The sequence below is a fragment of the Amycolatopsis sp. NPDC114503 genome (genome assembly GCF_055633655.1).
The window spans coordinates 48039-61910 of record NZ_JBVKDT010000004.1; the positions used below are offsets into that span (position 1 = coordinate 48039).

10 protein-coding genes are annotated in these 13872 nt (G+C 70.5%); 1 reads left to right on the forward strand and 9 read right to left on the reverse strand.

The window, feature by feature from the left end; translation table 11 throughout:
- Nucleotides 1-7: 7 nt before the first annotated feature.
- From ACZ7OI_RS17420 to ACZ7OI_RS17455, 8 genes are all read right to left on the reverse strand, one after another.
- Nucleotides 8-823 carry a DUF1206 domain-containing protein gene (locus ACZ7OI_RS17420; protein WP_470265223.1) on the reverse strand — a complete coding sequence of 272 codons (816 nt, stop codon included), beginning with the start codon at nucleotides 821-823 and terminating at the stop codon, nucleotides 8-10.
- Between the two features lie 208 nt (nucleotides 824-1031).
- Complete coding sequence (locus ACZ7OI_RS17425) at nucleotides 1032-2249, reverse strand: MFS transporter (RefSeq protein ID WP_470265224.1); 1218 nt, start codon at nucleotides 2247-2249, stop codon at nucleotides 1032-1034.
- The gene (locus ACZ7OI_RS17430; RefSeq protein ID WP_470265225.1) at nucleotides 2246-5926 is read right to left on the reverse strand and encodes an IucA/IucC family protein; all 3681 of its coding nucleotides are present in this window, start codon (nucleotides 5924-5926) and stop codon (nucleotides 2246-2248) included. Before ACZ7OI_RS17430 ends, ACZ7OI_RS17425 begins: the two co-directional genes overlap by 4 nt.
- Before the next feature lie 417 nt (nucleotides 5927-6343).
- Nucleotides 6344-7228 (reverse strand): serine hydrolase domain-containing protein, encoded by an 885-nt coding sequence (locus tag ACZ7OI_RS17435; protein WP_470265226.1) that lies wholly within the window; start codon nucleotides 7226-7228, stop codon nucleotides 6344-6346.
- Between the two features lie 149 nt (nucleotides 7229-7377).
- Nucleotides 7378-8580 carry a vWA domain-containing protein gene (locus tag ACZ7OI_RS17440; protein WP_470265227.1) on the reverse strand — a complete coding sequence of 401 codons (1203 nt, stop codon included), beginning with the start codon at nucleotides 8578-8580 and terminating at the stop codon, nucleotides 7378-7380.
- On the reverse strand, nucleotides 8580-9788 hold the full coding sequence (locus tag ACZ7OI_RS17445; protein WP_470265228.1) for an AAA family ATPase: 1209 nt from the start codon (nucleotides 9786-9788) through the stop codon (nucleotides 8580-8582). The genes ACZ7OI_RS17440 and ACZ7OI_RS17445 overlap by 1 nt, the downstream gene beginning before the upstream one ends.
- A gap of 60 nt (nucleotides 9789-9848) precedes the next feature.
- Nucleotides 9849-10226: a hypothetical protein gene (locus ACZ7OI_RS17450; RefSeq protein WP_470265229.1), complete on the reverse strand. Its 378-nt coding sequence runs from the start codon at nucleotides 10224-10226 to the stop codon at nucleotides 9849-9851.
- Nucleotides 10223-11143: a hypothetical protein gene (locus ACZ7OI_RS17455; RefSeq protein ID WP_470265230.1), complete on the reverse strand. Its 921-nt coding sequence runs from the start codon at nucleotides 11141-11143 to the stop codon at nucleotides 10223-10225. The genes ACZ7OI_RS17450 and ACZ7OI_RS17455 overlap by 4 nt, the downstream gene beginning before the upstream one ends.
- Nucleotides 11144-11355: 212 nt before the next feature.
- Between ACZ7OI_RS17455 and ACZ7OI_RS17460 the strand changes: the two genes are divergently transcribed.
- Nucleotides 11356-11988 carry a TetR/AcrR family transcriptional regulator gene (locus tag ACZ7OI_RS17460; RefSeq protein ID WP_470265231.1) on the forward strand — a complete coding sequence of 211 codons (633 nt, stop codon included), beginning with the start codon at nucleotides 11356-11358 and terminating at the stop codon, nucleotides 11986-11988.
- A gap of 71 nt (nucleotides 11989-12059) precedes the next feature.
- Here ACZ7OI_RS17460 and ACZ7OI_RS17465 read toward each other — a convergent pair whose 3' ends face one another.
- A complete protein-coding gene (locus ACZ7OI_RS17465; RefSeq protein WP_470265232.1) occupies nucleotides 12060-13742 on the reverse strand; it encodes a 3-ketosteroid-delta-1-dehydrogenase in 1683 nt (560 codons plus the stop codon).
- Nucleotides 13743-13872 lie beyond the last annotated feature (130 nt).

The following is a 13872-nucleotide window of genomic DNA, read 5'->3' on the forward strand; positions in this document are numbered from 1 at the left end:
TCCCCCGTCAACGCCGGTGCGCCCAGGCCGCAGCCAGGCAATAGACGCCGAACGCCGCCAGGCCCAGCGCCACCACCGTCAGCAACACCGTGCCGAACGGCTGGGCGGCGAGAGTCTTGAGGCTGGCGTCCAGCCCGCCGGCCCGTTTCGCGTCGGCGCGGAAACCGGCGTAGCCCAGCAGGCACGCGGTCACCGCGAACACGACGGCCTTGGCCAGGTATCCGGTGGTCCCCAGCCAGCCGACCCAGCGGCGGGTCTTGCCGGGCAGCCCGGCGGGGTCGAGGTCTTCGAGGAAAGTCTGCTTCCCGCCTTTGACCCCGGCGGCGACGGCGACGGCCAGCACCGCCACCGCGGCGGCCACCACCAGCGCCCGGCCGGCGGGCAGCTGGAGCAGCTTCGCGGTGAACTCCTGCTGGGTCTGATCGCTCGACCCGCCGCCGCCCTCGCCCGCGGCGAGCCGGAAGGCGGTGCCGCCGAGCGCGAGCACGACGATCCCCCGCCCGGCCGCGCCGAGCCGTTTGCGGGTCCGCTTTCCGCCGCTGGTCCAGGTGTATCCGGTCGCGGCCATCAGGAACTGCCACAACCCGAACGCGGCCAGGCCGGCCGCGAGCACCCACAAGAGAACCTGGCCGAACACCGTCGAGCCGACTTCCTGCAGGGCGCCCTTCTGGTCGGTCTGTTCGCCGCTTCCGAAGGCGACTCGCACGGCGAGGTAGGCGAGGATGAGGTGCACGAGCGCGTAACAGGCCATCCCCGCCCGGCCGAGGAGCTGGGCGGCGTCGGTCTTTTCGCCTCGGGCGACCGTGCGGGTGATCCGGTTCATGCGGTGGGGGTACCCGTTCCGGCGGCGGTGCTGTGGGGCAGATGGCGCAATCCGCCGCGGGAAGATCCACAGAGGACGGTCGGATCGCGTACGGTCAGCGATCGATTGCAGGCCGCTTCGCCGTGGCGGGACATCGGACGGTTGCTGCCGGGGTGCCCGTGTCGCGCCACCCCGGCCGACCGGTCCGCGTCGAGCAGCGAGCGCGGAATCAGCCCGGCGCCAGGTCGGGTTCCGGCTGCGGAGGGCTCCGGTAGATCCTGATCGTCAGCAACGTCGTGACCACGCATCCGAGCCCCATGAACGCCAGCATCGTCCGGGTGCCCGCGAGTTCCGCGATCGGGCCCAGCATCGCCGTGCCGACCGGGATCATCGCGCGGTCCGTGCTCGCGATGCCCATGATCCGGCCGAGGACGTTGCCGGGGACGGTCGCTTGCAGGGCCGCCCGGTTGGCCGTGCGGTAGCACTGTCCGACCAGGCCGACCACGACCATCGTCGCGCCGGCGCCTACCGCGGCGGGTTTTCCGGTGAAGCCGCTTGGCACCAGGAGGACCAGCAGCGCGAAGCCGAGGAGCACGGCGCCGACTGCGGCCAGTCGCGCGGGGTTCGACGGCGGGCGGCGGGACATGGTGGTCGAAGCAGCCAACGCGCCCGTCGCGCCGCAGGTCAGCAGCAAGGCCGCGGTGCTTCCGTCGCCGTCGAAGAGGTCTTTCGACAGCAGCGGCATCATTGCGGTGTAAGGGAAAGCGAACAGCATCGGCCCCATCGCAAGGGCGATCTGACGCCGTATCGCCGGGTTTCGCCGGAGCAGGTGCCAGACCGACTCCGCCGGCGGGTCCGGAGCGGACGGCGGCGGGGCGGAGTCGGGCAGGACCGTCAAGCAGCACAGTGCGACCAGCGTGCAGAAAGCGTTGAACCAGAACGCGGTGGGGACCGAGCTGATCGCGAGGACCAGCGCGCCGACCGCGGGGCCGAGGATCATCGCCGCGTTCAGGCAGGCCGAGTGCATCGCGATCACGGCGGTGAGCGGTCGCTGGCCGCGCAGCAACGGCAGGAGCGTCTGTCTCAGCACGGGTTCGGCGCTGCCCGCCGAGGCTCGTGCGAACACCATCGCGCACACCAGCCACAGCGGGCCGCCGGCGGTGACGATCCAGGCCAGGCACAGGGTCGAGGCGAAGAGCGCCACGCGCAGGCCGGCGAGAAGCCGGCGTTGGTCGTAGCGGTCGGCGAGCCAGCCGGCCGGCGCGGTGAACAGCAGGATGGGCGCGAGCCGCACCACGTTCACCGTCGCCAGCGCGGTTGCCGAACCGGTCTGCTCGACCACGTACCAGTTGAGGGCGACGAGATCCGCGGTGTCGCCGATCCGGGAGGACAGCGTGCCGCCCAGGAACAGGCGCAGCGGCAGCCGCCGGGCAGTGCCCGCGGTCATCGCACGGGGTCGCCCGCGCCGTGCAGAGGATTGGCCTGCGGCAGGTAGATGTCGTGGTCCGCGGCCAGCAATCGCATGAGCCCGAACGCTTTCTGCGGGAGATGGGACGTCCGGAGGAACGCCACGTCCGCCGACGCCCTCGCGAGCAGGTTCTCCGGCAGCCCGGCCAGCAGGCCGGTCATCGTGGTGCGCACCGTCGCCCAGAGCTGCTCGCCGGGCAGGCCCCAGGTCGCCGCGACCATCGTCACCACCTGCGCGATGTTGGCCTGCAGCAGCGCATACGAAACCTTTCTGCGGACGTGGTCGATGTCGTCGGTGAAGGTGATCGAGTCGGGGTGCGGGGCGAAATCCAGGCCTGCCTCGCGCATCCGGCCGGAATGGACGCGGATCCCGCCGAAGTCGCGGACGAGGACCCGCACCGGGAGTCCGTCGCGGACCGCCAGCAGCGTGTTCTGCAGATGGGCTTCCAGGCCGATGCCGTACCGCCACAGCAGCGGCAGCCCCGCCGCCAGCATCAGCTCCGTGTACCGCTCGAAGAACGCGTGCGGACGTTCCTGGGCCAGTTCCGCCAGAACGGTTCCGTTCGTAGGCGACGCTCCGCGCAGCGCGCAGGCGGACAGGACGATCTCGCCCGGCATCGCGTAGTCGGCGGGATCGGCCCTCAGCAGCGCGGAAAGGCCGCGTTCTCGCGAGGGTGCGGCGTCGCCTGCCAGCGGGGAAAAGGCGATGCCAGCCAATTCCGGTACGCAGACGACCCTGCCGCGCGTGGCGGGGTCGTCCGCCAGGAGCCGTTGGAGGAGACAGCTCATTCGCGGGCCGTTGTCGGTGGTGGCGGGCGAGATCGTGCGCCGCCGCGAGGTGAGCTGGACGTCGAGCGAGGTTTTGACCGTCAGCCGGCGTCCGTGCCTGCCCGCGGCGGCGGTGACCAGGGTGCGCACCGAGACGGTCGGACGGCACGCCAGTTGCGCTTCGGGGAGCGGGACGATGCTGCCCGCCGCAAGTTCCTCGTGGTATTCGGCGGCCAGCCGGCTCCGCAGCTGCCACGGGTGCACGGGGATCAGCTCGTACTCGGCGGGAGCGTGCCCGCGGGCGGCGAGTCCGTCGATGGCACGCGCGGCTATCGCGGGGAAGTGATCAGCCACGATCGTTCCCACCGACGCGCCCGACGGATCGGGTGTCGAGCGCACGGAATCCTTGCGCACCGCGACGAAGGAAAGGCTGACGGTGTCGGCGCTTTCCGGGCAGTACGCGAGGGAATCCGCCGGGGTGAAGCCTCGGCGAACCCTCGGGCAGAGGTGGATCGTGTGCCCTTCCGCGCTCGACGCGTCCAGATCGAGAGTGAGGTCGGAAGCGGAGCGCTGCTCGGCCAGCCGGTGGATCGGCAGGCCGCGCCGGACGCAGGCGCGGGACAGGGCGAGGTTGCGCGCGGAGTCGACGAGATCGTCCCGGAGCGCGCCCCAATCCATCTCTCCGCCGGACGAAGCGACGGCGTCGACGAGTTGTTCGGGACGGTCGAGCGCGCGGACTTCGACGCCGTCGCTCACCACGACGGGGCTCACCACTTCGTTGGCCCCGAACCCGTTCTCGAGCTCGCACACCGCGGCCAGCCGTCGTCCCGATGGCAAGGTCACGCAGATCAGCCGTCCGGCGCGCGGCCCCAGCAGCGCGAGAACGCTCGGGGACACCGGCGGCGTTCCGGTGAAGGGCAGCACCAGCTCGGTGATTCGCTTGGCGGACAACGATCTCCGCTCGCGCAGCAGTGCGCCGCAGGCTCCGTTGAGGGTGCTCAGCCTCGCCCCGGCGAGTTCGTCCAGCCACGGCCGCACGAGTTCGGGACGGCGCTCCCGCAGGCAAGCCAGCATTTCCCGTTCCGCCTCGTTGAGGTCCGGCGGTTCCGGCTCCGCGGCCGGTGCGGCGAGCGGATTCGGGGCCTCGACGTACTGCTGGTCGGTGACGAGGTTCTTCAAGCGCATCGTCAGCAATGCTTTGTGCTGCCACGGCCCGCTCAGCAGCGCGTCGGCATCCGCTCTGGCGTCCTCGGCCTCTTCCGGACAGCAGGCGGACAGCGCGAGCCGGTGGAACGTCCGCCGCACGCACTCCCCCACGACCGGCCACAGGAGATCCTCCGAGCACCCGGCGGCGTGCGCGATCCCGGCGACGACTTCTCCGAGGTGGTGGCCGAAAAGCGGGTAGTACAGCTTGGCCCGCAGCGCCGCGGCGTCCGGCGCGAGCAGGGGCGAGCCGGGCAGGAACTCGCCGGTCATCGCCCGCCGGGCCAGCCGGGACTCCAGCAGCCGCGCGGCGCCGAGATCCCTGGCCAGAACGCGATGCGGCCACCGGTTTTTCAGCACGAGAACGGTGTTCTGCGGATGGGGTTCGAGCGCGATGCCGTAGCGGACGAGGAGCGTCAGCACCGGCGGGACGCAGCACTCGACGTGCGCGGACAGCCACTGCTGCCCCACCTCGCTCGGCGGAGCGCCGGTGACCGCTGCGGTCTCGGCGATCAGGTCGTGGAGCAGGCTCTCTCCGGTCAACGGCGATTTCGCGAACAGCGAGGCGATCGGCATCGATAATTCGCCCGGGCCGAGCAGGTTTTCGCTGTCTTCGCGCAGAACGGCGGCCAGGGAGCGGCGACGAGCCTGCGCGGCAGCGGGATCGGGCCCGTCCGGCGGCACATACGCGACGCTGGCCAGCTCTCGCAGCACCGCGAACCGGGGCCGCCCGTCCGGGGTGCAGAGCGACAGGTCCAGGTCTCCGGCGACGATGCGCTCGAGCAGCGCCGACAGTCGCGGACCGTTGTGCACCGCGGCGGGCGAGACCCCGCGGACGGCACTGGTGAGCTGGACTTCCAGCGCGGTTTTGACGTGCAGCCCCGCGCCGGCCGCAGTCTCGCGCGCCGACAGGGTCCGGACCGAAATCAGCGGCCTCGCCGGGATCCGGGTCCGCAGGGGCGCCACCGTGCCGTCGGCGAGCGCGTCGGAGTGCAGCGCGGGCAGGGCGTGGAAACGCTGGTGCGGATGAACGGGAATCAGCACGCGCTGCTCCGGAATCAGCCCGGCCGCGCGCATCTCGACCGCCGCCGCGGCGACAGTTCGCGGAAAGACCTCGCTCAGCAGAGCTTGCGAAGCATCGAGGTCATTCGCTCCGGTGGCGGCGTCCCGGGAAACCGAAACCAGCGACAGGTCGAACTCCGCACCGAATTCCGGGGAATACCGCACGGCGTCCGCCACCGACATTCCGACTTTCATTTTCGCGACCGGATGCAATGGATGCCCTTCGGCGACCATTCGCTCGAACGAAACCAGCAGCGACCCGGATTCTCCCGACTCGCGGAGCGCGTCGGCCAGCGCCGTGAACGGCCGGGTTCCGCGCTCGTTGTCGGAATTATCCCGATCGCACAGCCCGGCCGCGAAGACCCTCGCGCCGGCCAGGGACAATGCGTGGCCGGTGACGCTGTCGGCGAGTTCGGCGCGCAGCCGCTCCCAAGCGTCGCAATCGCCGGAGCAGAGCTGCTCCTTCAGGAGAAAGTCCAAGATTCGCAACGGGTCGGCGACCTCCTGGCCGTCGAGCGACACCGGACCGGCCAGGACCAGCCTGCCGGTCTTGGTCGCCTGGCTCAACACCAGGCGCAGACCGCGTTCGCGGGCCAGTTCTATTTTCAGCAAACCCTCGCGCACCAAAGCGGAGAGCAGCCGGGAAACAGTCGTCTCCCGAGCCGCCGGAAGGCATTGCGCATAGATTTCGGCAATGCCTGGCGGCGCGAGGTTTCCAGATTCTTCGAGGCGGACGAAGACGGCGCGTTCCTCGGGAGAAAGGGTGCCTCCCGGCGGAGCGATGAAAGCATTTTCACTAGCCTGGGCGGGGGATGGCATGGTGCACAATGGTGACCCTGCCACGGTTAACCAGACAGGAACGTACAGGTTAACAACAGATGAACACACCTATCACGACCCAATAAACTCGGACATTCGTGCACTCATTCGCGGCCATTGCGTCGCAGGTTGAGAACTCAACTGGAGCAGTGTCTCATATTTTGCCACGCCAATTAATCCGGCATCACCGAATGCGGCCGGTCCGCCGGTCGATTTCGCGGATCACGGCCAGTGCGCCGCGTGCGGCGTTGGACAGCACCGCCACGTCCAGGTCTTCGGCGGGATAGTGCCGCGCGATGCCGCAGGCTCCGGCGTTGCCGCCGTCCTTGTAGCAGTTCCGGACAGAACCGTTGCGCCCCAAGGCGAATTCCATCCCGAAGCCGAACCACACGTCGCCGTCCTCGGCGCGGTGGTGCAGCACCTGCGGGGTGAGGACCGCTCGGTGCTCTCGGCCGACAGCAGCTCGCCGCCGCGCACGGCGCGCAGGAACCGCACCAGGTCGGCCACCGTGGAATACGCGCCGCCGTCGGGCGAGCCGATCGACGGACAGCTGAAGATGTTCTGCTTCCACCCGGTGATCCGGCCCTCGGAATCGGTGACCGGATCCCAGCCCTCGGCGACGTCCGGCGCCGCTTCCCGGCGGTCGTAGAAGTCCGACGCGGTCATGCCCGCCCGCGCGAAAACAGCGCTCCGGACGTGGTCGCGGTAGGCGGCTCCGGTGATTTCCTCGATCGCCAGGCCGACGAGGAGGTACCCGGCGTTGCAGTACCGGCAGCCCTCCCCCGGCGGGAAATTCGGTGGCTTGCAGGCGAAATTCGGCAGGTGGTCCCGCGTTCGCGGCACCGAGCAGACCAGTTTGTCGGCCCACAACGCCTCGTAGCTCTCGCCAGCTTCCTCGTCGGCGTCGTCGGCGATCCCGGAGGTGTGCGTGAGCAGCTGGCGCACGCTCACGCGCGGCGGGATCGCCGTGCCGGACAGGTCGACGATCCCGGTGATCGGCGCGTCCAGGTCCAGCCGTCCTTCGTCCACCAGCTGCAACGCGGCCACCGCCGTGAAGAGCTTGGTGATGGACGCCGTGTCGAACCGGGGGGAAAGGCGGTTCGGCACGGCCCACCGAGGGCTCGCCTGCCCCTAGGCGCCCGAGAACACCGCCTGTCCTCCGCGAGAGACCAGCACCGCCCCCGAAAACTGGTCAGCGGCGGCTCGGGCACTCAGCCAGGCGTCCAGACCGGTGAAAGGCATCCTCCGAAGGCAGCTCACCCCACCGTGACCACCCGGGCCCAATCAGGCGGCGTATCCGGCCGGTAGTCCGGAGAGTGTTCCTGCGACGGAACCGCCCTCGGGAACAGGCCCACCACTGTCCGGCAGGGCGGTCTTGAGCTGGGCCAAGGGGTTTGGCCGTCGGTCAAGGCCACGATCACGTCGGGGCGAGGGCTTCCTCGCAGCGCGGCCGCGAAACCGGTGCGCATATCCGTGCCTCCGCCGCCCAGCAACGGGATTCCTTCGGCACTGCACACCTGTTGCGTGACGTACGCGGCGGCGTCGCACGACAGCACCGAGACGAGATCTCGCCGACCGCCGACCGCGCGGCCGATCGCGGCGATTTCGAGGAGCGCGCTGCCCAGTTCGGTGTCGCTTACCGAGCCCGAGGTGTCGACGATGACGCAAACCTGCGGCGGCCGGCGGCGCAGGCTCGGCAGGACGACGCCGGGCAGGCTGGCCGACCGGCGCGCAGGGCGGCCGTAGGTGTAGTCCTCGCCCGCGCCGGAGATCGCGGACCGCAGCGCCGCGCCCAGCAGTTCCCGCCACGGCTGCGGCGGGTGGAACGCTTCCTCGGCCCAGCGTTTCCATCCCGCCGGAACGTCGCCCGGATTGCCGTTGATGCCTTGCGCGACCCGGAACCGGACGGCGTCCCGTTCCTGCTCGCTGAGCCCGTGCGCGCCGTCGGGGCCCAGATCCCATTCGCGCTCCAGCCCGTCGGCGCCGCTGCCGCAGTCGAGCCAGGCGAATCCGGCGGTGTACGGCCCGAGCCGGAACTGGCCGAGGTACTCCTCCATCAGCTCGCCCTCGCGCAGCCTCAGCAGTTCCGGCTCGACGGCGCCCTCGGGCTTGGCCAGGCCGTCGCCGAACACGTCGTCGTTGATTTCGCAGTCCGCCGCGATGTTCATCCGCAACCGCTCCCCCGGCCCGGTCAGCTCGTGCTTCGCGGCGTACCGGTCGCCGCGGCCGTGATGGTCGCGCAGCAGATGGGACACCTCGTGCACCCAGACTCCGGCCAGTTCCTCCAACGGCGTGCGGTCCACGAATCTCGGCGAAACGTAGCAGCGCCAGTGGCGGTCGACGGCCATCGTCGGCACGCGCCGCGACTCCACCACGTGCAAGGCGAACAGCGCGGTCGCCAGATACGGCCGGTGCCGGACGGCGTAAAGCCTTGCGGCGTAGAGCTTCTCCTCGTCCATCAGGCCTCACCCGCACTGTCCGCCCGCCGCGACAACGCCACTGCTCCGGACAGCCGTTCGATCGCCGCCGGCACCTGCCAGTCGTCGCGGCGCAGCGAGGCGAGCGTTGCCGCGGGCACGACGACCAGGTCCGGCGCGCCGGTTTCCAACGCCAGCACCAGCAACGCCCACGCCGCGTCCCAGCGGGGCTGTTCCGGTCGTTTCCGCACCGCCTCCACGACGCCGTCGAGCACGGTCTGGCGCAGGTCGCCGCGTTCGGGCAGCACCGCCGCTTCCGGGTCCGCGAGCAAGGTTTCGGGGTCGGGCAGGTCCATCCGGTCCAGGCTGGCCAGCAGCTCCAAACCCGGGCCGTCGCCGACCGCGCCGCGCACCAGCATGGACAGCACCTCCCGGGATGCGCCCGCCGCGGTGGCGAAAGCGACCAGCCGCAGGGTCATTTCCCAGCTGCGCGGCGAGGGCCACGGACCGCCGCGCCGCGCTTCGCTCTTCGGCAGTTGATGGACGAGCCCGGGCCGGGTGGCGAGGAGTCCGCAGACCGCGCGGCGGGCGAAGGTCACGGCGTCGGGCAGCTGCCTCGGGTCCAGCCGGGGCAGGGCCGCTTTGGGCCACGTCCCGCCGAGCCCGCGCACCACGACGTCGTGGTCGTAGGTCCAGTGCAGGTGCACGAACCGGTTGGCCAGCGGCGGGCTCAGTTCCCAGCCGTCGGCCGCGGAGGAACGCGGGTTGGCGGCGGCCACGATCCGCACCCCGGGCGGAAGCCGCAGCGCGCCGACCCGTCGTTCGAGCACGACGCGCAACAGCGCGGCCTGAACGGCGGGCGGCGCGGTGGAAAGCTCGTCCAGGAACAGAAGCCCGTTGCCTGCCCGGACCAGCCGCACGGCCCAGTCCGGCGGAGCCATCGGCACGCCCTGCTCGGCGGGATCGTCGCCGACCACCGGCAGGCCGGAGAAGTCGGACGGTTCGTGCACGCTGGCGATCACCGTGGTCAGCGGCAGTTCGAGCGCCTCGGCGAGCTGGTTGAGCGCGGCGGTCTTGCCGATGCCCGGCTCGCCCCACAACAGCACGGGAAGATCGGCGGACACAGCCAGTGTCAGGGCTTCCAGCTGGCTGTCCGGGCGCGGTTCGGTGCTCGTGTCGTTCAGCAGGGCCAGCAGATCGGCAGCGGTGTCCAGCGGACGCTGGTTGACGGGTGCAGGAGAAATTTCCATGGCAGTAAACAGGTTTCATCACCTTGGGGTCGAATCAGGGCCGGCTGTCGGCCGAGAAGGTCAGAGAGAGGTCGCGTGGCGGGGATGGCCGCGATGGCTGGCGTCCCGGGCTGGCCAGCGCGGCGGTCCGAATCCGGCCAGCCCGGCCCGGTAGAGGCCGTGCACGACTTGACGGCGCATTGCCGTCTCCAGTTCGTCGCGCAATGCGCCGCTGCGCAGGAGCACGTCCGGTCCCAGCAGTTCTTCGACGGTCGCGAGGGCGCCGGCCGCGTCGCCGTGGTCCAGCCGGGCTCGGACGTCCACGAGATTTTCCGGAGACCGGTGCGCCTCGTCGATCGCCCGCAGGCACGGCAATTCGGGGCCGCCCAGCGCACCCAGCAGTTCCTCGCGACGGATCTCGTCGGGGTCGTGGTCCAGCGGGGTGAGCACGCCGTTCACCACGCCGATCCGATGCGTGGCACCGCGGCATTCGACGAGGCGGGAATTCCTTGCGTTCTCCGGAATCCGCGCCGCGCTGGGCCGGTGGCCGGGCCGAAGTGCCGCTGCGACAAGCGGATGCAGCTGGCCGACGTCGAGCAGCCCGGCGTGCAGCAGCTCCAGGTCGGGCAGGACCCAGGTTGCGGCGTCGGGCAGGACCGGCGCCGCGCGGGTCCGGTCTCCGCCCAGGTCGAGCAGCAGCCGGTGCCGGGAGGTGAGCCGTACCGCGACGACGCCGCTTGTGCGCCCTCCGCGCGCAGCAGCAACGCCGCCTCGGCCGTCCACCGGTCCACCGCGCAGGGACCCACGCCGTCCGGGAGCTGGATCGCGTTCTCGTCCGGCGGCCAGCGTCCCGACCGTTCGCGCAGTTCGCCCGCCCGGCGGGCGTCCCACAAATGGCGGTGGAGATCGAGGCGATAGCGCCGGTCGGGCCGCGGATGCGGATGAAGGCCTGCGCCGCGCTCGGACGGCGACCACAGCGCGAGGCTGATCCGCTGACCGGCGTCCGCCCACGCCGGCGGCGTGCGTGCGACGAGGTGGAACTCGCCGGCGTCCGCGCGGTACCGGGCCAGGGGCACCGTGAGCCCGGGCCGGAGCAGGCCGTCCGGGGCGATCCTCGGGAAATGCCAGCGGAGCAGGTCAGGAGCCAGCTGTCGCAGGTCGGCGCGGAGCTGTGCCGCCAGCCAGCCGCCGTGGGCGCGGCTGAGGGACCGGAGGTTCAGATCCACGTCGACGCGCGCCGCGGCACAGGCCCCGGCCCAGTCGCCCGCCGCTCGGCGGGCAGTCGCTGACGCGATCATCGACGGCGGCACGGCGAATTCGCGCACGCGCGCCCAGAAAAGGAGGCGAAGATTCTCGTTCGCGGGCAAAGGGTGCATCAGCACTCGCCTTTGGCGAACGGAACCCCCGATCTGTTCGAGTAGTTGCTCATCTCGATCAGCGTAGCAGGATCGGCGCGGGGCCCGCCGGGACATGTCATATTCTGACACCCGCGGTCGCACGGCGCGTTGTTCCGCAGAGTGGTCGGCGGGCCTCACGAAGTGCGTCCGCGCGGCTACGGTCCATGCACGCGAGGAGGGAGGGAGTCCTGGTGACGGAACCGAAACGGCAGACCCTCACCGAACGCCGGGCCGAGGAGCTGCGCATGAGCATCGCGCTCACGGCGCGGGACCTGTTCGTCGCCGAGGGCGACACGTCGGTCACCGTCGAGCGGATCTGCGAGATCGTCGGGATCAACCCGCGGACGTTCCACCGGCATTTCCCGGTCAAGGAGGACGTCCTGATGCCGCTGCTGCGCCGCAGCGAGCGCGTGATCGTGCAGGGCCTGGAGGACGCGCCGGACGACGCGGACCCGATCGAGGTCCTGACGACCGCGCTCACCACGGAGCTGAACCGGCGGCAGGTGCCCGAGTACGACCATCAGATCATGACCCTGATCGTCAACACGCCGCAGTACCGGCTGCGGTTCGTGGAGTGGTGCGAGGGCCTGAGCGACGCGGTCACGCGGTTTCTGGAGCGGTATTACGAGCTTGACCCGGACCCGTTCCTGCACGAGCTTCCGGCGCTGCTGGTGATCCAGACGATGCGGCACTCGCTGACGCGGTGGGTGCAGAGCGGCGGGTCCGAGGACTTCAGCGAGATCGAACGGCGGGATTCGCGGGGACTTCGACTGGCGTTGAGCGGATTGACCCGGCTCGCCACGCCCCCGTCCGAACGTCCGTGAGGGGAACCCTGAGGGACTCTGATTCCCTCAGGGTTCCCCTCACAGCCTGTGAATTGGGCCAGCGGGGGGCGTTACGAAGAGGCACCGGCGGCGTGCATCGCGGCGATGTAGCCGTACACCACGCCCTGCCCGATCGTCGCGCCTGCGCCCGGGTACGAGGTGCCGAAGGCGTTGGCGGCGGTGTTTCCGATCGCGTAGAGACCTTCGACCACTTCGCCGTCCTCGCGCAGGACGCGGGCGTGTTCGTCGGCGACCAGGCCTCCGCACGTGCCGAGGTCGCTCAGGACCACCTTGACCGCGTAGTACGGCGCGCGGCGCAGCGGGGCCAGGTTCGGGTTGGGGCCGATGGTGGGGTCGCCGTAGTAGCGGTCGTAAGCACTGTCGCCCCGGCCGAAGTCGGGGTCTTTTCCGGCGGTGGCCTGCGCGTTGAATTGCTGGAACGTGTTCTCGAACGCGGCCGAGGGAACGCCGATCGCCTGGGCGAGCGCGCCGAGGTCGTCCGACTTGTGCGCGATTCCGGCCCGGTACCACGATTCCGGGAGCGGCTGCCGCGGAAAGCAGCGCCCGGCCATGATGTAGCTGTCCCGGTAGCGCTGGTCGAACACCAGCCACATCTCCTCGACCGGCGCACCGGCGCGTTCGCGGGCCAGGATCTCCTGTCCGAACGACATGTAGTCGACCGCTTCGTTGATGAAGCGTTTCCCGTTCTGGTCGACGATGAACGAACCGGGCAGCGAACGCTCGGCCAGCATCACGGCCGGAGCGCCGCCGGGCACCGGCGCGAAAGCCGGGAACCACCAGGCCTGGTCCATCAGCGCGGTGCCCGCGCCGAGTTCCTGGCCGGCCAGGATGCCGTCGCCGGTGTTGCCCTCCGACCCCAGGCTGGCGTGCTCGCCGAGCCTCGGCGACTGGAACTTGTGCCGTGCCTCGACATCGTGGTCGAAACCGCCCGCGGCCAGGACTACGCCTCGGCGGGCCAGGACGGTGACTTCGTTGTCTCCCTGCTTGAGCACGGCACCGGTGACGCGGTCGTCGTCCTGGAGCAGGCGGACCAGGCTGGTCTCTGTCCACACGGGAATGCCCGCGCGCAGGACGCCTGCGAACATCCCAGCTGCTAGGGCTTGCCCGCCTGCTAGGTACTCGCGGCCGATCAGCATGCCGCCGATGCCGAGCGCTGCTCGCGCGAAGACGCGCGGCAAGGCTTTGAGGGGCTTGCGCGCGATCAGGTTCATCCATTTGTAGTCCGCGCCGGTGACTGGCATGGGGACTGGGGCTTTCATTACGCCGGGGCGTAGGCGGGGGCGTTCGGGGCCTAGGACGGAGGCGTTGAAGGGGCGGCATTCGCAGGTGCGGCCTTCTGGGCGGCCGCCGGGTTGTTCGGGGTGGTAGTCGGAGTAGCCCTTTGCCCAGAAGAATCGCATGGGGGTGGTGCGGCGCAGCATGTCTACTGCGGCGGGGCCGTGTTTTAGGTAGGCGTGGCGGCGTTCTGGCGGGGCGGAGTTTCCGACTACGGCGTTTAGGTAGGTGGTGGAGTGGGGGTCGGTGCTGGGGAGGGCGGGGTTTCCGGGGATCCAGAAGGCGCCGCCGGAGCGGGCGGTTGAGCCGCCGATGTAGGGGGTTTTTTCGATGAGCAGGGTGGAGAGGCCGCGTTCGTGGGCGGAGAGGGCGGCGGCCATTCCGGTTCCGGAGCCGATGATTAGGAGGTCGGTGGTGGTGTTTTTGGCTGGGGTTGGGGTGGGGGGTTGCTGTCTCATGGGGGCTCCTGGTTGGTGGTGCGGCAGAACTGTGTTTGATGGCGCCGGCTTCGCCGTCGCGTGCGGGATCGCCTTTAAGTCGGCGTGTCGAGGGTCAGCGTGCACGGCCCGGGGGCCGTGCACGCCGACC